Origin of the sequence: Streptomyces fungicidicus, from assembly GCF_003665435.1 — a bacterium.
Classification (GTDB): domain Bacteria; phylum Actinomycetota; class Actinomycetes; order Streptomycetales; family Streptomycetaceae; genus Streptomyces; species Streptomyces fungicidicus.
The window spans coordinates 420,669-443,313 of sequence record NZ_CP023407.1 but is presented as its reverse complement, the minus strand read 5'-3'; the positions used below and the strand labels follow the sequence as shown (position 1 = coordinate 443,313).

Here is a 22,645-nt window from a genome sequence, read left to right as displayed (position 1 = left end):
GAGGCAGCAGATGTCCACTCCACTCGCTTCCCCCGGCGGGCCGCCGTCCGGCCGGACCGCCACGGGGCCCGGCGCCGCGCTGCGCCGTGCCCTCCCCCCGGGGCTGCTCTTCGCCCTGCCGTTCCTCGTCCTGTTCGCCCTCTTCATGGTGTGGCCCCTGGTGCACGGCGTCTGGATGAGCCTCACCGACACCTCGCTGGCCGCCCGCGACGCGTCCTTCATCGGGCTGGACAACTACACGGAGGCCCTGGGCGACGCCGAGATGTGGCGCGCCATGTGGCACACCGTGTGGTTCACCGTCGTCTCCACCGTGCCGCTGGTGGCTGTCGCCCTCACCATGGCCCTGCTGGTGTACACCGGGCTGCCCGGACAGTGGGTGTGGCGGCTCGCGTTCTTCGCACCGTACCTGCTGCCGGTCGGTGTGATCGGTCTGCTGTGGCTCTGGCTCTACCAGCCGGACCTCGGCCTCTACAACCACCTCCTGCAGGCGGTCGGACTGGACGGCTACGCCTGGCTGAGCGACGAGTCCGTCGCCCTGTACGCCATCGTGATCGCCACCGTGTGGTGGACCGTCGGCTTCAACTTCCTGCTGTTCCTGGCCGCGCTGCAAGCCGTGCCCGACCATCTCTACGAGGCGGCCGCGCTGGACGGAGCGGGCGCCTGGCGGCGGCTGTGGCATGTGACGCTCCCGCAGCTGCGGCGCATCATCGGCGTGGTCACGGTGCTGCAGATCCTCGCCTCGCTGAAGGTCTTCGACCAGGTGTACCTGCTCACCAAGGGCGGGCCCAACGGCTCCACCCGGCCCGTCGTCGAGTACCTCTACGACATGGGCTTCACCGGCTACCGGCTCGGCTACGCCTCCGCCATCAGCTACGTCTTCTTCGCCCTCGTCGTCCTCGCCTCCGCCGTGCAGTTCGTCGCCCTTCGCCGCAGGGAGAAGTGACATGACCTTCACCGACGTCCGGACACGGCCCGCGCGCCGCACGGTCTCCCCGCTCCCCGCCGCGCGCCGGGCCCACCGCGACAGGCCGGGCGAGCGGCGCGGCCCCAACCTCACCCTCGGCGCGAGCCGGCTCTCCCGCACCCTGGCCCTCGCGGCACTCGCGGTGATGGCGCTGATCTGGCTGCTGCCGATGGCCTGGGCGGTGCTCACGGCGTTCAAGTCCGAGCAGGACGCCAGCGATCCGCTGCACTGGATCTGGCCGCGGGGCGGCTTCACCCTGCACGGCTTCCGCACCGTGATCGAGCGCGGCGACCTGCCGCTGTGGATGCTGAACAGCCTCTTCATCGCCGCGGCCGTCACCGTCGTCACCGTGACCGTGTCGGCGATGGCCGGCTACGCCTTCTCCCGTACCCTCTTCCGCGGCCGCCGATGGCTGTTCACCGTCGTCGTGGCGTCGATCCTGGTGCCGCCGCAGCTGCTGATCGTCCCCTGGTTCCAGCAGATGCTCACCCTGAACCTGGTGGACACCTACGCGGCGGTGATCCTGCCGCAGACGGTCGCGCCGGTGATGGTCTTCATCCTGAAGAAGCACTTCGACACCATCCCGCGGGAGCTGGAGGAGGCCGCCCGCATCGACGGCGCCGGCCACGCGCGGGTCTTCTGGTCGGTGATGATGCCGCTGTCCCGCCCCATGCTCGCCGCGGTGTCGATCTTCGTGTTCATCGGAGCCTGGAACAACTTCATGTGGCCGTTCGTGTCGACGTCCGACCCGGCACTGATGACCCTGCCGGTCGGCATCACCGCCGTGAAGGACGCCTACGGCGTCAACTACGCCCAGACGATGGCGTCCTCGGTGCTGGCCGCGCTGCCTCTCGTGCTGGTGTTCGTCTTCTTCCAGCGGCACATCGTGAAGTCGGTGGCCACCACCGGCCTGGGCGGTCAGTGACCCCGGTGGCGTGCCGCGGGGGACCGCGGCCGGGCGAGGCGTTAGCGTCGGACCATGGCCGGTGATCGCCGCGGATGGCGGGTGTGTCTGCTCGGCGGTGCGGTGTTCGGGGTGTGCATGACCGGCACCACGCTGCCGACCCCGCTCTACCCCCTGTACCAGCAGAAGTTCGGCTTCTCCGAGCTGACGGTCACCGTGGTGTACGCCGTGTACGCCTTCGCCGTCATCGGCGTGCTGCTGCTGGCGGGCAACGCCTCGGACGCCGTGGGCAGGCGTCCCGTACTGCAGTGGGGACTGGGCTGCGCGGCCGCGAGCGCCGGCTGCTTCCTGCTGGCCACCGGCCTGGGCTGGCTGTACGCCGGGCGGCTGCTGTCGGGGCTCTCCGCCGGACTCTTCACCGGGGCCGCCACGGCGTACGTCATGGAAGCGGCGCCGCGGGCCGGTGACTCGCGGGCCACGTTCGTCGCCACCGCCGTCAACATGGGCGGCCTCGGCTGCGGTCCGCTGCTCGCCGGGGTGCTCGCCCAGTACGCGCCCTGGCCGCTGTACCTGCCGTTCGGCGTGCACCTCGCCCTGGTGGCCTGCTCGTCCGCTGTCCTGTTGTGGCTCCCGGAGACCGTGCGGGAGCGCCGCCCGCTGAGCACCGTACGACCGCAGCGGCCCGGGGTGCCCGCTCCGGTGCGGCCGGTGTTCGGGCCCGCGGCCACCGCGTCGTTCGTCGGATTCGCGCTGTTCGGCGTGTTCACCTCCGTCAGCCCCGCGTTCCTCGCGGAGTCCCTCCAGGTGACCGACCACGCCGTGAGCGGGCTGGTCGTGGCGCTGGCGTTCTTCGCGTCGATCGGAGGGCAGCTGACCGCCGGCCGGGTCCCGGTGCGCCGCTCGCTGCCGCTGGGCTGCGCCGGGCTCCTCGCCGGACTGGCCCTGCTCGCGGGCGCGTTGTACGGGAATCTGCTGGCGCTGGTGGTGCTGAGCGCCCTCACCGGAGGGTTCGGCCAGGGGCTCGCGTTCCGGGGGGCGCTCACCGCGGTGGGCGAGGCGTCCCCGGAGGACCGGCGGGCGGCGGTGATCTCGACGCTGTTCGTGGTGGCGTACCTGGGCATCTCGGTGCCGGTCATCGGGGTGGGCCTGCTGACCGGCCCGATGGGCCTGGAGGGCGCGGGGCTGGTGTTCATCGCCTGCATGGGAGCCCTCGTCGTGGCCGCGGCGGCCTACCTCCTGCGCCGGCCGGTGCCGGCGGCCACCTGACCGCCGGACCGGCCGGAGAACGGCCCCGCTACGACCGCACGAAGGCGAGGATGTCGGCGTTGAGGACGTCCGGGTGGGTCGACAGCATGCCGTGCGGATATCCCTCGTACGACTTCAGGGTCGCGTTCTTGAGCAGCTCGGCGGTCAACGGCGCGGAGTCCTCGTAGGGCACCACCTGGTCGTCGGTGCCGTGCGCCACGAGGACCGGAACGTCGATCTTCCTGAGGTCCTCGGTGAAGTCGGTCTCCGAGAACGCCTTGATGCACTCGTAGTGGGCGTTGGCCGCGCCCATCATCCCCTGCCGCCACCAGTTGTCGATCAGCCCCTGGGAGACCTCCGCGCCGGGCCGGTTGAACCCGTAGAACGGGCCGGACGGCACATCGATGAAGAACTGCGCGCGGTTGGCGGCCAGGGCCGCGCGGAACCCGTCGAAGACCTCGATCGGCAGACCGCCGGGATTGGACTCGGACTTGACCATGACCGGCGGGACCGCGCCGACCAGCACCGCCTTGGCGACCCGGCCCGGCTCGGCCCGGGCGACGTAGCGCGCGACCTCGCCGCCGCCGGTCGAGTGCCCGACGTGCACGGCGTCCCGCAGATCGAGGGCGCCGGCCAGCGCCGCCACGTCGGCGGCGTAGGTGTCCATGTCGTGGCCGGACGGGGTCTGGCTGGAACGTCCGTGACCGCGCCGGTCGTGCGCGATCACGCGATGGCCGTGGGACAGGAAGAACAGCATCTGGTTGTCCCAGTCGTCCGCGCTGAGCGGCCAGCCGTGGTGGAAGACGATCGGCTGACCGTCGCGCGGACCCCAGTCCTTGTAGAAGATCGTCGTACCGTCGGGGGTGGTGATCGTGCCCATGGATGATCCCTCCGCGTGAACCTGACCGACGGCAATCACCCTACGCGCGTGCCCTGTGCGCCTCATCTCCGGAATGCCCGCTGAAGTACGTTCGGGTGCGTTCTATGGTGGTTCGATGTTGCTTGTTCCCAGATGGGTCCTGCTGTCGTCGGGGTGCGCGCCCGTGCTGCTGATCAGCGGCTGGATGATCGCCGCTTCGCTGGAGGGCCCCGCCTACGACCCCGCCACCCAGACGATCAGCGTGCTGGCCGCCTACGGCGCCGCGGGATCCTGGGTGATGACCGGGGCGCTCCTCGCCCTGGGCGCGTGTCATCTGCTCACCGCCTGGGGGCTGCGCGCGGCGGCGACGGCGGGACGCGTCGCGCTGGCCGGGGGCGGCCTGGCGGCGCTGGTGGTGGCGCTGCTCCCGGTGCCGAGCAGCGGAGGATCGCTGCGCCATGGCTCTGTCGCCGCCGTCGGCTTCGCGCTCCTGGCCCTGTGGCCGGTCCTGGCCGCCGCCGGCGGCACCGCTCCCTGGGCCCTGCGGCCCGCGCCGTCGGCCATGGCGACCGCCCTGATGGTCGCGGGCGCGGCATGGTTCCTCGTGGAGGTGCACCGCGACGGCCCGGCCGGCGTCGCGGAGCGCGTGGTGACGGCCCTCCAGTCCGTGTGGCCCTTCGTGGTGGTCACCTCGTGCCTCCGTCACTTCGGCGACGGCGCCCGGTGGCCCGCGCCCCGGCAGGACTGACCGGCGCCGATGAGCCGAGGGCGGGCTGGCGGCCTCTGCCAGGTGACCGAACCCGCCTCGACCGCTTCGTCGGGGCCGCCGGTTTCACGGCCCGGGTGCGCCGGGCGCCCCCAGGGGGAACTCCTCGCTGCCCAGTACGCGCAGCAGCTCCAGACGTTCGCGGGCCCCGGCGTCCGCCGGGGTGAGTACCAGCAGTTGCTGCCGCTGGTCGAGGGTCACCAGGGTCTCGCAGTCCATCCGCAGGCGGCCCACCCGTGGGTGCAGGAAGGTCTTGCGGTCGGCGCGCCGGACAGCCACTTCGTGCTCCGCCCACAGCGCGCGGAAGTCGGAGCTCGCTGCCCGCAACCGGTCCACTAGTCCGGTGACCGTGGGGTCGCCCGACCTGCGCCCGGCTGCCGCGCGCAGGTCGGCCACGAGCCAGCGAGCGTGGTGGTCCCGCTCCTCGGGCACATGGACGGCGCGGGTGCCCGGGTCGGTGAACCAGCGGTACACGACGTAGCGCCGGTCGCCGGTGAAACCGGTGAGGTCGCCCGCCAGCAGGACGGACGCGCGGTTCTGGGCGAGCACCTCGCCCAGGTCGGACAGCACCATGGCCGGCGCGTCGCCGAGCAGGTCGAGCAGGCGCACCAGACCCGCCCGGGCCGGCCGGGCCACCCCGTCGGCGGGCGGGGGCCGGTGACCCGCCAGGTGGAACAGGTGGTCGCGCTCGTCGTCGGAAAGACGCAGCGCACGGGCCAGCGCGACGAGCAACTGCGCCGAGGGCTGACTGCTGCGGCCCTGCTCGAGCCGTACGACGTAGTCCACCGACATGCCCGCCAGCATCGCGACCTCTTCCCGGCGCAGTCCCGGGGTGCGGCGACGGGGGCCGTCGGTGATGCCGACCTCGGCGGGGCGGATGCCCTTGCGGCGGCGGCGCAGGAAGTCGGCGAGTTCCTCACGTTCCATGACCTCATGGTCCCTTGCGCGGCCGCGCCCATCCAGGGAGCGGCGCTCCCATGATGAACGCTCCGCTTCCGCCGGCCGGCCGCCCCGCACAGGGTGGGTGACAGACCGACCACGAGGGAGAGACACGATGCACACACGCACGCTGGGCAGCGAGGGTCCCGCCGTCTCCGCGCTGGGCCTGGGGGCGATGGGCATGTCCGGTGCCTACGGAGCGGCCGACCGCAAGGAGAGCATCGCCACCGTGCACGCGGCGCTGGAGGCCGGCGTCACGCTGTTCGACACGGGCGACTTCTACGCGATGGGCCACAACGAGCTGCTGCTCGCCGAGGCGCTGCGCGGCCGCGACCGGGACAGCTACCGGCTGAGCGTCAAGTTCGGCATGCTGAGCGGACCGCGTCCGGTCTTCGGCGGCTACGACGGCCGCCCGGAGGCGGTGCGGAGCTTCCTGGCCTACTCGCTGACCCGCCTCGGCACCGACCACATCGACATCTACCGCCCCGCCCGGCTGGACCCGGCGGTGCCGATCGAGGAGACGGTGGGCGCGATCAAGGAGCTGATCGAGGCCGGACACGTGCGGCATCTCGGCCTCTCGGAGGTCGACGCGGAGACGATCCGCCGGGCGCACGCCGTACACCCGGTGACCGACCTGCAGATGGAGTACTCGCTGATCTCCCGTTCCGTGGAGGCGGACGTGCTGCCCGCGCTGCGGGAACTCGGCATCGGCCTGACCGCGTACGGCGTCCTCGGCCGCGGCCTGATCTCCGGGCACTGGACCGCCGGGCACAGCGCCGGCCCCGGCGACCACCGCGCGGTCAGCCCCCGGTTCGCGAGCGGCAACGTGGAACACAACCTCGCCCTCGTCGAAGCGCTGCGCCGGATCGCCGGGGCGAAGGGGTGCACGGTGGCCCAGCTGGTCATCGCCTGGGTGGCCGCCCAGGGCGAGGACATCGTGCCGCTGGTCGGCGCGCGCACCCGCGCGCGCCTGGCGGAGGCGCTGCCGGCGCTGGATCTGGCCCTCACCCCGGACGACCTCGCCGTGATCGAGAAGGCGGTCCCGCCGGGTGCGGCGCGTGGCGACCGGTACCCGCCCGCGTTCATGTCCCACCTCGGCGTCGGGAACTGAGCCGAGCGCCGCCGCAGACAACTGGGAATATACCCCTAGGGGGTATATGTTGTCCGGTGCGGGCCGCCACCGGCCGCACCGGACGACGATTGGGGACGAGGCGATGGACCACAGCACACATCACGCCGCGACCGGGCACGGCCACGCGACCTGGGCGACGGCCATGAAGGCGACGCTGCACTGCCTCACCGGGTGTGCCGTCGGCGAGATCCTCGGCATGGTCATCGGCACCGCCCTGCTGTGGGGCAACGTGCCGACCATGATCCTCGCGATCGCCCTGGCCTTCGTCTTCGGCTACTCCTTCACGCTCTTCGCCGTGATGCGCGCCGGCCTGTCCCTCCGGGCCGCGGTCAAGGTGGCACTGGCCGCCGACACGGTCTCCATCGCGGTGATGGAGCTGGTCGACAACGCGATCATCGCCCTGACGCCGGGCGCGATGGAGGCGCAGCTGTCGGACGGCCTCTTCTGGTCGGCGCTGCTCGGCGGCTTCGCCGTGGCGTTCCTGATCACCACGCCGGTGAACAAGTGGATGATCGGCCGGGGCAAGGGACATGCCGTCGCCCACGCCCACCACTGATCCCGGCCGCGAGGCGACCGGGAGCACGCGCGGTACGGACGCGGGCTAGCCCTTCTCGCGTTCGAGGACGCGGCGGGCCGCCTCGGCCTCCGCCGCGGGCGGGGACAGCTCGTCGAGGGAGTCGAGTTCGGAGTCGGCCTCCAGCTCCCGCTCCCAGGCCGCCGCGAGCTGCTCCTGCTCGGCGCGCGGTCTGCCGCTGACGGCGTCCCGGTGCTCCGGGTCCAGCGCCGTGAGGAATCGTCCGACCGGGTCCGTGGGCATGCCGTGCTCCTTGTCGCTCGGAAGGGGGCCGCTCCCGACCCAGGATGGCCAGCCGGACCGGGGACGGCCTCCCGACACGGCCTGTGACCACCCTGATGGCCCCGGGAGCCGGTTCACGGCAGCCCGGGGCCACGGCAGGCGGCGGGGCGTCAGCCGCTCCCGCCGCCCCGCTCAGCAGACCACGGTCCGGTCGTACCGGCCGCCGACGGTCTGGAAGAGCCAGCCGGACCCGTTCGGCATGGACTTGCACCCGCTGTCCGACCAGTTCTTGACGACCACCTTGACGTGCATGGTCCTGCCGCAGAAGTTGCGCAGGTGGACCCGCACGCCGCCCTCGGGCTTGTTGGTGACGCTCGTGCGCTCGATGCACGCGGGCGCGGTTCCGGCGGCGGCGGCCCGCCCGGTCACGCCGTCGTGCGCGGCGGGCGTGTGACCGGCGGCCGTGGCGCCGCCGGCGAGTCCGATGGCGAGAACCGCCGCCGCGGTCGTGGCGGCGGCGAACGAGGTGAACGCGTTCATGACTTCCCCTTGTCGGTAGTGGCTGGAGGACGGTGCGGGCGGCGGTGGAGCGGCCCGCTCCGTCCGGCTCGGCCCTACTGAGATTGCTGGCCATTCCGGGGCACGGCCAGCGACGCCGGGCCGGCCGGGACACCGTGGGACGTCCCACGCGCCGACCTGCCCGGACGCCGCGCGGGACGCCGTGCCGCCGGGACGCCTGCCGTCGCCGGGAGTGGCCGAAGACGTATGGGCCAGGGGTGTGACCGGGAACCGGAATCCCGCGCCGGGGCTGCCAGTGGTCGGAACATGGAGCGGGGGAGGACCCCGGAGTCCGCCGACGCCTACGGAGCGAGCCATGCCGCGTTGGAAGGAACTGCCCGACTCGCTGGACCAGCGGGTCCGGCAACTCGTCGTGCAGCTGCGCAGATTGAAGGACCGCAGCGGGCTGAGCCTCACCTCGCTCGCGGCCCGGACCGACTACAGCCGCTCCTCGTGGGAGCGCTGTCTCAACGGGAAGGCGCTGCCGCCGCGTCACGCCGTGGAGCAGCTGGCCCGGATCACGGGGACGGAACCGACCCGGCTGCTGGTCCTGTACGAGGTGGCCGAGGAGGCCTGGCGGCGGCGGACCGCGCCCGCCGCGGACACGGAGGACGACACCCCCGTACCGGCGGGGCCGCGCCAGGGGGCGGAGGAGCGGGACGGACCGCGGCCCGGGGTCTCCCGGCCCGTCGCGGCGGCCGCCGTCGTGGCCGCCGCGCTCGCCGGACTGTGCGCGGGATGGCTGACGGCCGCCCCGGGCGGCGGTGCCGACGACGGCACGGCGACGGGCGACGCGGCAGGCGCCCCGACCGCCCAGCCGGGTTCCGGCGGCAGCGCCACGTCCGCCCGGCACGGGCCCGGACGGTATGTCTTCGAGCCGTGGAAGACCTATCCCTGCCCGGTGCGCCGCAGCGGCGGGGTCCTGGCCGCGGGATACAGCACGACACGCACCGCCGTGCTCGCCGGACCGGGCTGGGACGTGGTGGAGGCGCAGTGCCTGCTCAAGCACCACCGCATCGACCCGGGCACCGTCGACGGGATCTACGGGCAGCGCACGATCGCGGCCGTGACGCGGCTGCAGAAGGAGGCCGGACTGCCCGCCGACGGCATCGTGGGCCCGCACACCTGGCGGGTGCTGCGCGGATGACCGACCCCGCCCCCGAGTGCGCGGCCCTGGCCGAACGGCTCCGCGCGCTGCGCGCCCGCACCGGCCTGAGCCTGGCGGCCCTGGCCGCGCGCACCCCGTACAGCAAGTCGTCCTGGGAGCGCTATCTCAACGGCAGGCTGCCGGTGCCCCGGCAGGCCGTCGAGGCACTCTGCGAGAGGGCCGGCGAACCATCCGGGCGGCTGCTCGCGCTCTGGGAGCTGGCGGACGCCCAGTGGAGCGGTCGCGCCCGCTCCGCCGCACCGCCGCCGAAGGAACCGGAGCACGACGCCGGGACCGGCGTGGCGCGCCCCCGGCGGCACCGGCGCCGGCTCGCCCTCGGCACCGTGACCGCCCTGGCGGCGGCGGTGGCTGCGGCGGCCGCCGTGTCACTGCCCGACCGGGACTCCGGGCGCCCGGCGGCCCCGGTCTCCCCGGCACTGGATCCGGCCCCCGGCTGCCACGGCGACGGCTGCGACGGGAGGGACCCCGACGGGATGGCCTGCGGACTGCCCGGCCGGGCCGACGCGCTCGGTCCGCCCCACCGCACCGGCACCGGCGCCCGCGTGGAGATCCGGTACAGCACGGTGTGCGCCGCCGCGTGGGGGCGCGTCTGGCACGCCCGCCCCGGGGACACGGTCGAGGTCACCGCGCCCGGCGCCCGCCCGCGCAGCGTCGTCGTCCGCACCCCGGCGGACACCCGCGTCTACCGCTTCACCCCGATGATCGGCGGGGCACCCCGCACCGGCCTGCGCCTCTGCTTCCTCCCGGCCGGCGGTACCTCCCGCGAGTGCTACCACCCTTAGGAGTAGTGCTTCGTCAGGTTCTGGGCTGTCTGCGGCGGCTTCGTTTCCAGCAGGTCCTGGGGAAGGTCGAGGACCTGGTAGAGGGTCAGGCCGGTGTGCGGACTTCTCTCGGCGCAGCCGCCAGGACTGCCCAACGGCAGTGCGATCGTTCCTCTTCGACGCTAGTGGACCAACAGAGCCAGCGCCGCCTTCGCGTTGTGCTCGGCGATTTCCCGCATCACCGTGCGGTGCGGGAAATCGCCGTCGAGCAGGCGAAGAGGGCCGGCCACCAGTGAGAGGCGCATCGCAAGCATGTAGAGGTCGAGCCGTGCCGGATCGAGTCCGGGGCGGGACAAGGCCGGGTACCGGTCACCGAAACGAAGCCGCAGGAACACGTGCTCCCACTCGACATCGAAGAACATCAGACCCTCGATGTCGATGAGGACGGGGTGCCCGGACGCATCGACCAGGACATGGTCGGGCCCGAGTTCTCCGTGAATCAGCCCGTGCTGCGTGCGCGGAGCCACTCGTGTGGCCAGTTCCTCCAGGCGGACGTGCAACGGGGCCGCGGCTGATCCGATGCCGGGGTCGCGTTCGGCCGCCTCGGCGAGGTCCTCGACGGCACGCTCGAGCACCAGTTGCTCGCATGAATCGCCACTCGCCTTGTCACCCCGTTCGAGCAAGTCCACCCTGCCGTAGTGCTGACTGTGCTGCTGGTGCATCAGGTCGAGCGTCGCGGCCAGCTCGTTCAAGGCATGCGACGCGCGTGCGGGATCCGTCTCCAGGAGCGCTTCCAGAGTGCCGCCGGCAATGTCCTCGACGACTGCCACGTCCGCCGGGTAGCGGCGTCGGCTGTCGTCAGCGAGAAGCACCCCTGGAACCCGGACTCCAAGGCCGTCCAGTCTCCGCTGGGCCGCCAGGAAGGGGGCCAGCCCGGAGGCGTGAGCGAAGGGGTGGGCCGGGTCGACGGCTTCCGCAGCCGGCCAGAAGTCCTCGGCCTCGGCCCAGCTGTAGACGATCACACTCGCTGCACGTGATCCGCTCGTGTGAACCCGGTAGACGCCCTTCTTGCTCCCACCACGCAACCGGTCCACTCGGACAACGCGGACTCCCGCCCCCAGTGCCTCAGGCACGATCCCTGACAAGGCTTCACTATCCGTGAACTGGCGCATCCGCCGACCCTATCCCCGGGCCAGACGCCCCGTTGGCCGAGTCGGCTTCCAGTGAATCAGCCGGCCTTGGCAGGTTCATAGCCGTGGCTTTGTTCACGAATTCCGGTTCTGGCTCAGGTTCTGTGGAGTGGTCACGGCGAGTGAGCGGACCGCTGCCGAATCGGCTGCGCTCGGAGCTGGGGTGAGGTGAGTTCCAGAGCCCGGTTGTCCTGTCCGGCAGCCATGTGGTCGAGCCATCGTTCGTACCAGGCGAGAAAGTCCGGGGCTGAGGAGACGTTCGGGCCCCGGAAACCGTCTGCGTTGCCGATGAGCATGCGCCCGGTGAGGGGGCCTGTTACGCCTATGAGGACGAGATCGCTGCAGCCGCGTTCGATGACGCGCAGGAACAGGTCACCACGGCGGGTGGGGCGGTAGGCCCGGCTGAATCCCCTCGAGCCCGTGCTGGCGTCTCTGGAGTTCATCGTGAAGAGCGTGCAGTCCTCCAACGGGATCAGTCCGTAGTACGGAGCCGCACCGCTGCCGCCCATGTTGGTGAGGAAATCACGATAGGGCTGTGGGAGTTCCACGTCATGCTCGGTCTGAAAGGTTTCTGCCTGCCCTTTGGTGAGGCGGGGGCCGAGACGAAACTCGTGCCGCTCCTCCCCAAAGGAGTGGCTTCGGTTGGGCGCGTAGGGGATGCGTGCCAGCTTGCGTCGCAACCGCGGGATGCGGGAGTCCATGCGAGCTCTTCTCTCGTGTCGCCCGCAATCTATCGCACGGCACCAGAGCTCATTCTGCGAGAGCTGCCGCTGGACCGAGCGCCGGCTGTGTCCCGACGTCAGTAGTGCGTGGACGTCGGCATGCCGGGCCGGGTCCGGTTGGCGAACCGGTGCGCGAGGCAGCGACGGTGCTGGGCGACGCTCCGCTCAGCTGCCGCCGCACTCCCGGCGGGCCCGGGGATGATTTCCGGGTCTTCGATGCTGAGCGTGTGCCTGCTCAGGGCTTGGTTGGCCGCAGCCCGAATACGGTGGCTCTGGACTGGGCATGGAAGCATGATCACGTCATGACGTCTCCTGCTTCCTTCCGGAACCCGACCAACTGGTCCGACGGCTTCTATGAGCTGGCGATCGAGATCGGGGCGACCGATGATGCCCGATTGCAGGACGTACTGACAGCCCTGTGGGCTGCGGCAGGCGTCCAGGGGTGCTTCGGCCGGAGGGATCTCGAGCCTGAGGAGCAGCACCCGGTGCCGTGCACAGTCAGTTCTCTGACCGAGTACGGCCACCTTTGCGGTCAGGTTCGTCTGCCGACGAACCAGCTGGTCGTGTGTGGTTGTGTGGCCATCCGTGGCGGCGATGACAGCAGCGACTGGCTGGACTTCTATGTTCCGGTCGGCGCGCTGGACAACGCCGGCCTCGCCTACTGGGACGGTCGGCCTTTCTTCAGATCCGACGTGATGGACGACTGGCTGGCTGCCATCGGCAGGGAGACGTTCACCAGAGCCGCCTTCAGCTTGGGGGTCGTCGGGTTCGAGGTCTCCGGCTGTGCGGACGCCGGAACATTGGCAGGGCAGATGCCGCAGGAACGGGGCGTTGGATACTTGCTGCCGATAGGTGGCGCCCTCCACTACGGAGCCGCCAACGCCTGAGCGCTCGCGCGGCTTCTCCCAGACTCGAGTCTGCGGAAGCAGATGATGGTGCAGGCAATGCTCGCGAAGGCGAGAAAGTGAGCGGCCTTGCGTTCGTAGCGGCGGTGGAGTCGGCGGCAGCCGGCAAGCCAGGCCATCGTCCGTTCGATCGTCCAGCGGTGTCGACCGAGTCGCTGTGAGTTCTCGATGCCCCTACGCGCGATGCGGTGCCGAATGCCGCTCTGTGTCAGCCAGTGCCGCAGGTGAAGGTAGTCGTAGCCCTTGTCCGCGTGGAGCTTGCCGGGCCTTCGTCGGCGCGGTCCTCGGCGGGACCGGATTGGAGGGATGCCCTTCACGAGCGGGATCAGGGCCTGCCTGTCGTGGGCATTGGCACCGTAGATGCCGACGGACAGGGGCAGACCGGTCCGCTCGGTGATCAGGTGGATCTTCGAGCCGTACTTGCCCCGGTCGACAGGATTAAGACCTGTCAGGTCCCCCTTTTCGGGGCTCGCATGTTGACCGAGTCGATCGCGCACCGCGACCAGTCCAGGTCACCGCGGGCACCGAGATCGTCAAGGACCAGGCGGTGGAGCTCGGCCCACACCCGGGCCTTGGTCCACTCGGTGAACCGGCGGTGGGCCGTCGCGCCGGGCGGCCCAAATGAGGCCGCGGGCAGTTGCTGCCATGTGCAGCCCGAGGTCGCCACGAACACGATCGCGGCCAGGACCCCACGGTCGCCGTGGCGACGCCGGCCACCACCCTGCGGCCGCGACGGTGCCTCCGGAACCACTCGCTGGAGCAACTCCCACAGCTCATCCGGCACCAGTCGCTTAACAATCCGCGCCACGGCAGCAGCCTATTCAGCCAAATGGGATGATTGCTCAGAGTTTCGTCGCCCTCGGTGAGGGCACGGGGTGGCTGCTGCCAGGGCTGCGGGCGCGGCGGGACGCCGGGGCATCACACGGCCGTGGTCACTACGGGTGCAGCTTCTCGCCCTTCGCCAGCATTGCCACGTACTTCTCGATCCGGCGCGCCCGGGTCTCGGACTTCTTGGCGTCCTGGATCCGGTACAGGATGGCGTAGCGGTTCTGCCGGTCCAGTGTCTCGAAGAACTTCGCCGCGCCGGGGTTGGCGGACAGGGCCGCCGCGAGGTCGTCCGGCACCGTGGCGGTCTTCACACCGTCGTAGGCTGCCTCCCAGCGACCGTCCGCCTTGGCGCGGTCGACCTCGGCCTGTCCCGGCGGGCGCATCCGGCCCTGTTCGATCAGGGCTGCCGCCTTGCCCCGGTTGACCTTGGACCACTTGCTGCGCGGTGTGCGCGGGGTGAACCGCTGGAGCCACCACTGGTCGTCGAACTTGCCCTTCTGGCCGTCGATCCAGCCGTAGCACAGTGCCACCTCGAGCGCTTGGACGTAGTCCAGGGCGACGATTCCGGGGCCTTTCTTGCGGAGCTTGAGCCAGATGCCCGGTGAGACGGCGTGGTTCTCACCGAGCCATGCCTCGAACGCCTCGGCGGATTCGAATGCGACGATCTCCAAGTCCTGAGTCACCCCAGCAGCGAACCACACCTGGCCGATTGGCATGACGCAGTCGGGCACGGCCTCGGATGCAGGATGTGTCGTGCGTATGTTGAGTCCGGCCACGTCCTGGTTGTCCGTTTACAGTCCGCCGGCTGAGCACGACGACGTTCCTCACGGGGCGGGTGGAACGGCGCTCGGTCGGGCGTGAACGGGGCCGGGAACTCGTCTTGAGGGCCGAAGAGCGGGCCTGCCGGCTCTTGTGGACGGGCCGGGCGTACGGGGGCGGTCGGTCACCACGGGTGGTGTCTGCCGACAGGTGTGCGCAGGTGTGAGCCGGCGCGGAACTGTCGTTCGAGTGAAGTCGGACAGCAGTCGGTGCGGACGACGGGGAGCCGTTGTCCTGAACGGGCACTCCGACCGCTCCCACCTGGATCGTTTGTCAGTGGTCGCCTCGAGCATGGTCCTCACTCGGACGTGATGAACTCGGGGGAGGACCAGATGCCGTACGTACGGTCGTATGTGCGTTCCGACGGGACACCGGTGCGCGGGCACTCTCGGTGGGCGCCGGGTGGTTCCCGTTCGAAGCCGGGGGAGGGGCCGGTGGGGAACCATCCGATCCGCTTCGATCAGAGCCCGGGTCAGCCACCGGCGAGCGTGAGCGCGCCACGGCCCACGCCGACGGTCTCGTACCCGGTCGACTTCTCCACCCCGGATGGCCACTGATGAGCCGGCGCCCGCCTCAGCGCCGCCGGCGACCGGGGCGCAGCCGCCGGCAGCAGCAGGAGGACATGCGGCTGCCGGCCGTGGGGATTGCCGCGTTGGCGGCCATCAGCCTGCTGGTGATGGTGGTCAACTGGCTGATCGCCCACTGGTGGGTCCTCGTCGTCGCCGTCCTCGTCCTGCTGCTCGGAGGGCTGGGATGGTGGCAGCACCGTACCCAGCGCGCGCAGTGGCAGCGGGTCCGGACGCGTGCACTGCGTTACGGGCTCAGGCAGCTGGACGCGCTCACCCACCGCCAGTTCGAGCACGCCATCAGGGACCTGATGCACCGCGACGGCTGCGCGGACGCCGCTCAGGTCGGCGGCCGGGGCGACCTCGGCGCGGACGTGAAGGCCACCGACCCCTACGGCCGGCGCTGGGTCATCCAGTGCAAGCACCGCAGAAACGGCGACCGGGGCGCGGCCGTCGGCACACCCGATCTGCAGGTCCTCAACGGCACCGGCCGCCCCGTCCACCGAGCGGACGTCGTCGTCATGGTCACCAACGGCCGCATCACCCGGCCCGGCCGCGCCTTCGCCCGCCAACAGCGCCTTCACCTCGTCGACCGCCAGGTCCTCGCGCAATGGGCGACCGGCTCGCGCCCGTTGTGGGAACTGCTGGGTGCGGGACCTCCACCGCGGCGGCCGACAGCACGCTCATGACAGCCGCCCCACCCGTGGTACCCCGACCGCGGGGACGGGCTCTGCTGCCCGTCCCGGGTGAGTACCTGGGACTGCCGGGAGGATCAGAGGAAGATGCCGGCGAGTCACGGTTTCAAAGGCGGAATCGTTTCGAGGATCGCTTCGATGGCTTTGGCGCGTATCTGCGAGCCGGACAGCCCAGGGTGTTCCCTACATACGGCCTTCTCCCACTGCTCGGCACGCCACGGGCGGGCCTCCAGCCAGACCAGGGCTATCCCGGCCATCGTGGGCCTGAAGTCATCGGGTTCGGTACCCGCAGGGTTCACTACAAGGACAGCCGTGTCGAATGCCCATCTGGCTCGGTCAGACTCCTTCTCCATGGCGTGGATCACCGCAAGATGCAGCAGCGCCTGATGGTGCCCATAGTGCGACGCTCGTTTGATCGACTCGTCCGCGATGGCTTCCATGCCGGTGGCCAGGCGCCTCTGGGCCTCTTGGTAGTGCTCGTCGCCCGTTCCGGAGGTGAGGTGCAACTTCATGAAGTGGCGTGCCGACTCGACTCGGTTTTCCCAGGGCGGCCCCGTTACGACTGGCGGCCCCGTCTCGGTCGGCTTGGCAGTGGAATCGTCGACCAGCTTGGCAACCAGCAGCACAAGCCCGAGGAGCACCAGCCAACCAAAAGCGGTGGGTTCGTTCACCTCGTCCACGGTAGGCCTGACCCGGTGCGGAACATAGGTAAGAGCCTGCCATCCTCCGTTGATGCAGAACGTTGCCCAGTCACGAACGATAAACGTTCCCCAGCTGGAGCCACCCCTTAACGGACCACCCCCGCGGGTGGGCACGGCGCCTCGGCGTCACCCCGGACCCGTTGTCAGCGGCACGCTCTACAGTTCCCGGTACTTGATCACTGCGGGTGCGGGAGGCACGCATGGGGTGGGTGTCGGCAGGCGGCTACGAGGTCGCCCTCGACGACGGCAAGGTGGTGTGCCGCAACGCGGCCGGACGGCGGCTGAAGTCCGTACCGCCCAAGATCGCCGACGATCCGGCGGTGATGGGGCTGCGGCAGCTCGCCGAGTGGCTGGAGCGCCACGAACGGCAGTGCCTGGCCGACGTGGAGCGGTGGATGGTGCGCTCGCTGCCGGTCCCCTTCGCGGTCCTGGCGGGGGTCTGGCCCGACCCCGCCTGGCGGGCCGCCCTCCGCGACGTGGTGGTCACGGGGACGGACGGCGCGGTGGCCGGATTCCTGCGCGACGCCGACCCCGAGCGCGGCCTCGGCGTGGTCGACCTCGACGGCGACACCGTCCGGCTCACCCCGGACCTGGTGCGCCTGCCGCACCCGGTCCTCCTCGAAGACCTGGAGGACCTCCGGGAGTTCGCCGTCGAACTCGGCGTCGAGCAGCGCGCGCAGCAGCTCTTCCGCGAGGTGTGGCACCGGCCCGCGGCACTCGACGCCGAGGCCGCCTCCGTCGAGGACTACGCGGGCGGCGCCTTCAAGGAACTGCGCTTCCTGCACGGCCGCGCCACCCAGCTGGGCTACCGCGTGCGCGGCGGCCACGCCGTGTGCTCCGTGGTGGAGGAGGGCCGCGCCGTCGAGGCCCGGGTGTGGGTCGGCGACTACGACGGATACGAGGAGACGGAGACCGGCCCCCTGGTCTTCACCGACACGGCCGGCCGGGTGCTCAAGCTCGGTCAGGTCGGGCCCGTGGCCTGGTCGGAGGGCATGCGCATGGCGGCCGCGCTGTACGCCGGACGCGACATCGAGGACGAGGAGCGTGCGGCATGACGACGTACGACGGCACCACCCGGGACGAGACCACCGCCGCCGCACTGCTCGACGCCGGCGCCGTACTGCCCCCGGGCACCACGGACCGGGAGGACGCCGACGTCCTCACCGTCCGCACCTACACGCATCCCGCACTGGACGAGCGCAGCGTGGTGCGGCTGGTGCCGGGCACGCTCGGCGAGGCCGAGGACCTCGCCCTGGACTTCCTCGGACTGGTCCGCGACGCGCGGACCCCCGAGGTCGGACAGGTCCGCCGGGAGACTCTCGGCTTTCCCGCCTGGGCGCTGGTCAACGACCCCGCCAACGGGCACCACGCGCTGGCGCTGGTCAAGGACGTCGAGCGGCTCGCCCGGCAGGCCAAGTCCCGCCCCGGCACGGCGAAGGAGGGCTTCGAGGCGCTCGGCACGCGGCTCGGCCGGGCCGTCCCGCACTTCCTTCCCACCTTCTACGAACAGGCCGCCCGCGTCTTCCTCCAGCACGAGAACACCACCTACGCGGCGGCGTTCTTCGGCAAGGCCCGGGACGCCGAGCGGGTGCACGCGCTGACCGTGGACGAGGAGCGGCAGCGGGCGGTGTTCCTGGAGTTCGCGTTCGCCGGGGCACTGACCGTCAAGGCACTTAAGGAGCATGTGAAGGCCCTCGGGGCACGGCTCACCCCGGCCGAGGCATGGGCGCAGTTCCGGCAGCTGACCGTGGAGCGCTGCGCGGCCGGCATGCCGCCGTACGCGTCGCTGCCCCAGGACGCCCGCGCGCTGATCAAGGCCGCGGGCCTGGACCGGGACACCGAGGAGTGCGCGCTGGTCGCGGACCTGCTCGCGTCGCCCGCCGCGGTCCGGGCCCCCGCCTCCTTCTGGAACACCTACCGGACGACGCTCGTCGCCCTCGCCGGACAGCGGCCCGCCGTACGGGTCCGGCTGCTGGAGATCATGCCGGCCGGTCTCGGCCGCTCCACCGCCGACGACGAGTTCTGGCTGGCGCTGCTCGCCGAGACCGGCGCCGACCGGCTCCTGACGGGTGAGGACGAGGCGGCCGACGCGGTCGGCGCCGCCGACTGGCTCAGCCGCTGGGCACTGCACCGCAAGCACGGCGGCACCGTCAGCGACCGCTCGCCCGCCACCCTCGCGCTGGTGGAACGCATGGCGACGCGCCTGCGCGCCCAGGACCGCGCCGTGGACCTCTTCACCGGCCGCTGGCACGCCGGCACCGACCTCGACCTGCTGGACCTGTGCGTGGCGCAGGACGTTCCGCTGACCCCGCCCGCGGCCGGCGAGGAGGTCCACCTCGCCCTGGGCCAGTGGCTGCGGGAGACCCGGCCCGGACAACGCGACCTGACAGCCGTCGCGGCGGACCCGCGCGCCCGGCGCCTGCTGTACGCCGCCGTCGGCAACGTACAGCGCCGGGGCGGCGGCCAGGAGATCCTGGAGCGCCTCACCGCGCACCCCGTGCTCGCCGACGTGCTCCGCGAGTGGCTGGACGACGCCGCCGCCGAACTGGACGCCGCGACCGGCCTGGCCGCCGCGCGCGCCGCCCTGGAACGGCTGCGCCCGTTCCGCGCGGTCGCCGCCGGGGTCAGTCCGGGGGCCGTCGCCCGCGCCGCCGCGCTCGACATCGCACCGCTCCTCGGCCGCACCCTGCGCGCCGGCATCCCGGACGAACTGGGCTGGCCCGCCCTCGACGAGGCCCTGCGGCGGCTCGACGCCGAGACCCGTCGCGACAGCGACGACACCCTCGCCGTCCACGAGGCCTGGCCGGCGCTGATCCTCTCCCGCAGGCACAAGGCGGTCGTCGTGGGACCCCGGGAGATCCTCCTCGACCACGACCTGCGGCTGCCGACCGGACTGGACCGCTGGCAGCGCCCGTCGTTCCGTTTCACGGACGGCGAACTGCTGGTGATGTGGCGGCAGGACGGCAAGCAGTACGGCTATTGGTCGGCCCGCCCCGCGGAGGTGTTCCCGCTCGGCGGCGAGAAGCTCCCGCACTGGTACGGCAGCGGCGACGCCGGCGAGACCTCGGTCCCGCTGCCGGACGGCGGGCGTGCCACCGGCGGGCGCGCCCTGCACGCCGGCGACACCGTCCTGCCGCCCGCCCGCCGCATCCTCGGGGACGGCACCTCGTACTGGCGCCAGGGACGGCAGGGAACCCGGCAGGTGTGGCTCGAGTACGACCCGGCCACCGGCACCCACGGCCGGGCCTCGCTGCCCGCGTTCCTGCAGTCCGGTATCCGTGACGGCGCCACCCTGGTCCAGCAGCACTGCGCCGTGCTGCCCCTGCAACCGGGCCTGGAGGAGAGCCCGTTCGGCACGGACGGCACGGTCCTCGGCCGCTGGGTGCGCACCGAGGGCGAGGGCGACGAGGCCCGCACCACCGTCGGCACTCCGGACGGCCGGAGCACCACCCTGCCGACGGGCGGGCGGATACCGGGCGTTCCGATCGGCACCCTGCGGCTGCCGGGCGGCGTCGAGCCCCTCGTCGTCAGCCACTACCGCCAGATCACCCTGTACACCGGCGACGACGCCGGCGGAGTGCGGGAGCTGGGCCGGCTGACGCCCCTGGAGCGCGGGGGCGAGTTCGCCGCCGGCACCCGACTCGTGCCGCCGGTGGACTTCTGGCACGCGCTGCGGCCCCGCGACGAGAGCGCGTCGGCGATCCTGCGGGCGCTGAGCGACGGACAGGCGGAGGAACTGCTGCGCGCGGGCGCCCGGGCACTGGCCCGGCGGCAGGCCGAGATGGCTGCGGCCGGCCGGGCGGACACGGCGGACGGAACCGGGAGCACCCCGGGGAAGAACGCCAAGCCGGCCGTCCCGACCGCCGACGAGGTCCTGCGGGAGGCCGTCGCCCACTGCCTGCCCGACCTCACCGAGCCCCGCCTGCTCCGGGGCGTCACCGCCCTCGTCCACGCGGTGCTGCGCCTCGCGGAATCCGTCGCCACGTTCGTGACGCCCCCGGTCGAGCGGCCCCGGACCGAACGCAAGCGCCTCGAGGGCATGTTCGCCGACCACCGCCCCCAGGACGGCGACGACCAGACACTGCGCGAGGCGACCGCCGGTCTGGCCGAGCTGCACGGCTGGTGGGGCGGCGGGCTGCGGTGGGGCACGCTGCGCCAGATCCGCGCCGTGAACCACGTCCTGTCCGGCAAACCCGCGGACGGCAAGCCCCTGCACTCCTCCGCCCGGCTCACCGGGTCCGCCGGCGGCTGGCACAGCGAGGACTTCACCGTCCCCGGCGACGGCGCCGTGTGGACGTCCGTGCTGGACGTGCTGCGGCCCCTCGCGTACCGCGCCGCCGCGGCCACCCTGACGGAAACACACCGACAAGCGCTGCTGCTGCTGTTCGACGCGGTCACGGAAGGCCCGCTGGCCGTGCCCGGGGGCGCGCTGCGCGAGATCGTGCTGAGCGAGCCGCACCACAAGCAGGAGCGCTCCGGCCAGGTGCTGCGCCGGGACGGCCGCACCGTCGTCGTCCTCGGCTGCCAGAACGTCGACCTCCACCGCGGGCGCGTCAACTGGCTGGCCCTGGACCACGACCCGGCAGCCGCGTTCGGCGCCGTCGCGCACTTCACGCTGGAGCGGGAGACCGCGCACCCGCCGGTGTTCCCCGCCGCGGAACTCGCCGAGGTGACCACGCTGATCCGGGACAAGGGCGCCGCCCCCTGGCAGCCGGAGGCGCCCGGGATCCTGGCCGCCGCCACCCGGGGCGGGCTGGGACCCGCGCAGGCCGCCCTGCTGCTCGCCGGCAGGCCCTCCCAGCTGACCGACGAGGTGATCGCCGCCACCGGCCTGAAACCGCGCCAGAAGCAGCTCGCCGACGCGCTGCTGGCGTCGCTCGGGCCCGACGACCGCGCGGCGCTCATCGGCGCGCTGCTGCCCGCCCGGCCCGGAGACCTGTGGACCGCCGGACCCGACACGGAGACGGCCGGCCGGGTGTGGGCGGAGCGCCTCGACGGCGTCGTCCGCCTGCCCGAGGACCTCGCCGGGGAACTCTCCCTGGCCGGTCTGGCCACCGGCTCCGTCGAGGAGGTGCTCAACCCGCGGCGCACCCCCTGGATCAGCCGCACCACGGCGCTGCGCCCCGACAAGGACGGCCGCCTGGTACCGGACGACCCCCGGGCACTGCCCGGACGCCACCACCTGACCCGCGCCGTGACCGCGCTGGCCGGACTCGCCTACTCCCTGCCGTACGGCCACCCCCTGCGCGCCGTCCTGCCGGCCGGGCTGGCCGCGCTGCGCCGCCGCGTAGCGGACCCGGAGCTGCTGCTCGACCTCGACCTGGGGTGGACGGAGAAGGGCTCGTCCACCGCCGTCGAACTGCGCAAGGCGTACGGAATGCCCGCCACCGGCGGCGCGGGCGCGCACGGCCTGACACCCGTCGGCGAGGCACTGGCACTGCGCCCCTGGTACGGCGACCAGGAGGCCGTCCTGGTCCGCACCGGCGCCCTCACCACGGCGGACGACCCCGTGTTCGGCCTGGTTGAGGGAATCGTCGGAACCGCGCGGGGCGACGGCATGCGGGCGCTGCGGACGATCCTCGGCGACGAACTCGCCCGCGCCCTCGCCGCCGGGACGGACGCCGAAGGGCCCGCCGGATACGCCCAGGACCCTTCCCTGTGCGTACCCGGCCTGGTCACCGAGGTCGCCGGGGCCCACGGCCTGGGCGAGGACGCGGCGGCGCTCTACCTGCAGCTCCTGGCCCTGCCCGACCCCACGGACCGCAACTGCGCCCGCTGGACGGGCTGGAAGCCCGCCCGCATGAAGAAGGCCCGCGCCGAACTGGCGGCGACCGGCCTGGTCGTCGAGGCGAAGCGGGCCCGCGCCGGCCGCACCCTGTTCCTGCCCTGCGGCTGGCTCGACCTCAAGTCGCCCGGGCTTCCGGTGGAGGTCTGGAAGCAGGCGCTCTACCCGGTCGGCGGCCACTCCCGCGCGGTGCCGCTGATGCCGGTGCCCGAACTGTTCACACGCGCCTGGGAGCGTGTCCGCGCCGGCGACGCCCCGGCCTACGAGGAACTCACCACCCGCGCCACCCGCAAGGGCCGCCGCCGATGACCACCGTCCACCCGCACCCGGAAGAATCCGCAC

The 22,645-nt window shown here is 72.3% G+C and carries 22 protein-coding genes and 2 pseudogenes; 12 read left to right on the top strand and 12 right to left on the bottom strand.

From position 1 onward, the window contains the following. Positions 1–10 precede the first annotated feature (10 nt). The 3 genes from CNQ36_RS01830 to CNQ36_RS01820 are packed head-to-tail and all read left to right on the top strand — an operon-like array spanning position 11 to position 3,134. Positions 11–943 (top strand): carbohydrate ABC transporter permease, encoded by a 933-nt coding sequence (locus tag CNQ36_RS01830; protein ID WP_121544649.1) that lies wholly within the window; start codon positions 11–13, stop codon positions 941–943. A 1-nt stretch (position 944) separates the two neighbouring features. Then, positions 945–1,889 (top strand): carbohydrate ABC transporter permease, encoded by a 945-nt coding sequence (locus tag CNQ36_RS01825; RefSeq protein ID WP_121544648.1) that lies wholly within the window; start codon positions 945–947, stop codon positions 1,887–1,889. A gap of 54 nt (positions 1,890–1,943) precedes the next feature. Then, positions 1,944–3,134, top strand: coding sequence for an MFS transporter (locus tag CNQ36_RS01820; RefSeq protein ID WP_121544647.1), 1,191 nt, complete (start codon positions 1,944–1,946; stop codon positions 3,132–3,134). 28 nt (positions 3,135–3,162) lie between these two features. On the opposite strand, the gene CNQ36_RS01815 is transcribed toward CNQ36_RS01820, so the two are convergent. After that, positions 3,163–3,993 carry an alpha/beta fold hydrolase gene (locus CNQ36_RS01815; RefSeq protein ID WP_121544646.1) on the bottom strand — a complete coding sequence of 277 codons (831 nt, stop codon included), beginning with the start codon at positions 3,991–3,993 and terminating at the stop codon, positions 3,163–3,165. Between the two features lie 115 nt (positions 3,994–4,108). Between CNQ36_RS01815 and CNQ36_RS01810 the strand changes: the two genes are divergently transcribed. Then, entirely contained in the window at positions 4,109–4,720 is a 612-nt protein-coding gene (locus CNQ36_RS01810; RefSeq protein ID WP_004936101.1) for a DUF998 domain-containing protein, read from the top strand. An 84-nt stretch (positions 4,721–4,804) separates the two neighbouring features. On the opposite strand, the gene CNQ36_RS01805 is transcribed toward CNQ36_RS01810, so the two are convergent. After that, positions 4,805–5,665: a helix-turn-helix domain-containing protein gene (locus tag CNQ36_RS01805; protein WP_121544645.1), complete on the bottom strand. Its 861-nt coding sequence runs from the start codon at positions 5,663–5,665 to the stop codon at positions 4,805–4,807. Between the two features lie 127 nt (positions 5,666–5,792). On the opposite strand from CNQ36_RS01805, the gene CNQ36_RS01800 reads away from it, so the two are divergent. Both CNQ36_RS01800 and CNQ36_RS01795 read left to right on the top strand, forming a co-directional pair. Next, on the top strand, positions 5,793–6,788 hold the full coding sequence (locus CNQ36_RS01800) for an aldo/keto reductase (protein WP_121544644.1): 996 nt from the start codon (positions 5,793–5,795) through the stop codon (positions 6,786–6,788). Positions 6,789–6,891: 103 nt separating this feature from the next. Further along, the gene (locus CNQ36_RS01795; protein ID WP_121544643.1) at positions 6,892–7,365 is read left to right on the top strand and encodes a DUF4396 domain-containing protein; all 474 of its coding nucleotides are present in this window, start codon (positions 6,892–6,894) and stop codon (positions 7,363–7,365) included. A 45-nt stretch (positions 7,366–7,410) separates the two neighbouring features. Here the strand turns inward: CNQ36_RS01795 and CNQ36_RS01790 are convergent, their stop codons facing one another. Together CNQ36_RS01790 and CNQ36_RS01785 are read right to left on the bottom strand one after the other, a co-directional pair. After that, entirely contained in the window at positions 7,411–7,626 is a 216-nt protein-coding gene (locus CNQ36_RS01790; RefSeq protein WP_040908036.1) for a hypothetical protein, read from the bottom strand. Positions 7,627–7,797: 171 nt separating this feature from the next. Next, a complete protein-coding gene (locus CNQ36_RS01785) occupies positions 7,798–8,145 on the bottom strand; it encodes a hypothetical protein (protein WP_121544642.1) in 348 nt (115 codons plus the stop codon). A gap of 334 nt (positions 8,146–8,479) precedes the next feature. Here CNQ36_RS01785 and CNQ36_RS01780 point away from each other — a divergent pair, with 334 nt between their 5' ends. Together CNQ36_RS01780 and CNQ36_RS01775 are read left to right on the top strand one after the other, a co-directional pair. Continuing rightward, positions 8,480–9,310, top strand: a complete 831-nt coding sequence (locus CNQ36_RS01780; protein ID WP_121544641.1) for a helix-turn-helix domain-containing protein — start codon at positions 8,480–8,482, stop codon at positions 9,308–9,310. Then, the gene (locus tag CNQ36_RS01775; protein WP_121544640.1) at positions 9,307–10,113 is read left to right on the top strand and encodes a helix-turn-helix domain-containing protein; all 807 of its coding nucleotides are present in this window, start codon (positions 9,307–9,309) and stop codon (positions 10,111–10,113) included. The genes CNQ36_RS01780 and CNQ36_RS01775 overlap by 4 nt, the downstream gene beginning before the upstream one ends. Here the strand turns inward: CNQ36_RS01775 and CNQ36_RS34560 are convergent. The 3 genes from CNQ36_RS34560 to CNQ36_RS01765 all read right to left on the bottom strand — a co-directional run bounded on the left by CNQ36_RS34560 (position 10,110) and on the right by CNQ36_RS01765 (position 11,983). Continuing rightward, on the bottom strand, positions 10,110–10,247 hold the full coding sequence (locus CNQ36_RS34560) for a hypothetical protein (protein WP_163013180.1): 138 nt from the start codon (positions 10,245–10,247) through the stop codon (positions 10,110–10,112). The two genes, CNQ36_RS01775 and CNQ36_RS34560, sit on opposite strands and share 4 nt — an antisense overlap. 27 nt (positions 10,248–10,274) lie before the next feature. Continuing rightward, positions 10,275–11,264: a phosphotransferase family protein gene (locus CNQ36_RS01770; RefSeq protein WP_121544639.1), complete on the bottom strand. Its 990-nt coding sequence runs from the start codon at positions 11,262–11,264 to the stop codon at positions 10,275–10,277. Positions 11,265–11,395: 131 nt separating this feature from the next. After that, positions 11,396–11,983: an SMI1/KNR4 family protein gene (locus CNQ36_RS01765; protein WP_121544638.1), complete on the bottom strand. Its 588-nt coding sequence runs from the start codon at positions 11,981–11,983 to the stop codon at positions 11,396–11,398. Between the two features lie 287 nt (positions 11,984–12,270). On the opposite strand from CNQ36_RS01765, the gene CNQ36_RS01755 reads away from it, so the two are divergent. Continuing rightward, positions 12,271–12,891 carry a hypothetical protein gene (locus CNQ36_RS01755; RefSeq protein ID WP_240659410.1) on the top strand — a complete coding sequence of 207 codons (621 nt, stop codon included), beginning with the start codon at positions 12,271–12,273 and terminating at the stop codon, positions 12,889–12,891. On the opposite strand, the pseudogene CNQ36_RS35805 reads toward CNQ36_RS01755, so the two are convergent. The 4 genes and pseudogenes from CNQ36_RS35805 to CNQ36_RS01745 form a co-directional block, all read right to left on the bottom strand. Continuing rightward, positions 12,866–13,045, bottom strand: a pseudogene (locus tag CNQ36_RS35805) (hypothetical protein); the annotation flags it as partial. The gene CNQ36_RS01755 and the pseudogene CNQ36_RS35805 overlap by 26 nt on opposite strands. Beyond that, positions 12,984–13,406: pseudogene (locus tag CNQ36_RS35800) on the bottom strand (transposase); the annotation flags it as partial. The pseudogenes CNQ36_RS35800 and CNQ36_RS35805, both read right to left, overlap by 62 nt. Beyond that, positions 13,358–13,660: a transposase gene (locus tag CNQ36_RS35795; protein ID WP_410177129.1), complete on the bottom strand. Its 303-nt coding sequence runs from the start codon at positions 13,658–13,660 to the stop codon at positions 13,358–13,360. The pseudogene CNQ36_RS35800 and the gene CNQ36_RS35795, both read right to left, overlap by 49 nt. 184 nt (positions 13,661–13,844) lie before the next feature. Further along, positions 13,845–14,453 (bottom strand): YdeI/OmpD-associated family protein, encoded by a 609-nt coding sequence (locus CNQ36_RS01745; RefSeq protein WP_206278404.1) that lies wholly within the window; start codon positions 14,451–14,453, stop codon positions 13,845–13,847. 659 nt (positions 14,454–15,112) lie between these two features. On the opposite strand from CNQ36_RS01745, the gene CNQ36_RS01735 reads away from it, so the two are divergent. After that, on the top strand, positions 15,113–15,811 hold the full coding sequence (locus CNQ36_RS01735; RefSeq protein WP_121544636.1) for a restriction endonuclease: 699 nt from the start codon (positions 15,113–15,115) through the stop codon (positions 15,809–15,811). A gap of 104 nt (positions 15,812–15,915) precedes the next feature. On the opposite strand, the gene CNQ36_RS01730 is transcribed toward CNQ36_RS01735, so the two are convergent. Further along, a complete protein-coding gene (locus CNQ36_RS01730) occupies positions 15,916–16,488 on the bottom strand; it encodes a hypothetical protein (RefSeq protein WP_163013178.1) in 573 nt (190 codons plus the stop codon). Positions 16,489–16,718: 230 nt separating this feature from the next. Here CNQ36_RS01730 and CNQ36_RS01725 point away from each other — a divergent pair, with 230 nt between their 5' ends. Continuing rightward, on the top strand, positions 16,719–17,573 hold the full coding sequence (locus tag CNQ36_RS01725; RefSeq protein ID WP_121544634.1) for a DUF4132 domain-containing protein: 855 nt from the start codon (positions 16,719–16,721) through the stop codon (positions 17,571–17,573). Beyond that, positions 17,570–22,612: a hypothetical protein gene (locus CNQ36_RS01720; protein WP_121544633.1), complete on the top strand. Its 5,043-nt coding sequence runs from the start codon at positions 17,570–17,572 to the stop codon at positions 22,610–22,612. The genes CNQ36_RS01725 and CNQ36_RS01720 overlap by 4 nt, the downstream gene beginning before the upstream one ends. Positions 22,613–22,645: the final 33 nt, after the last annotated feature.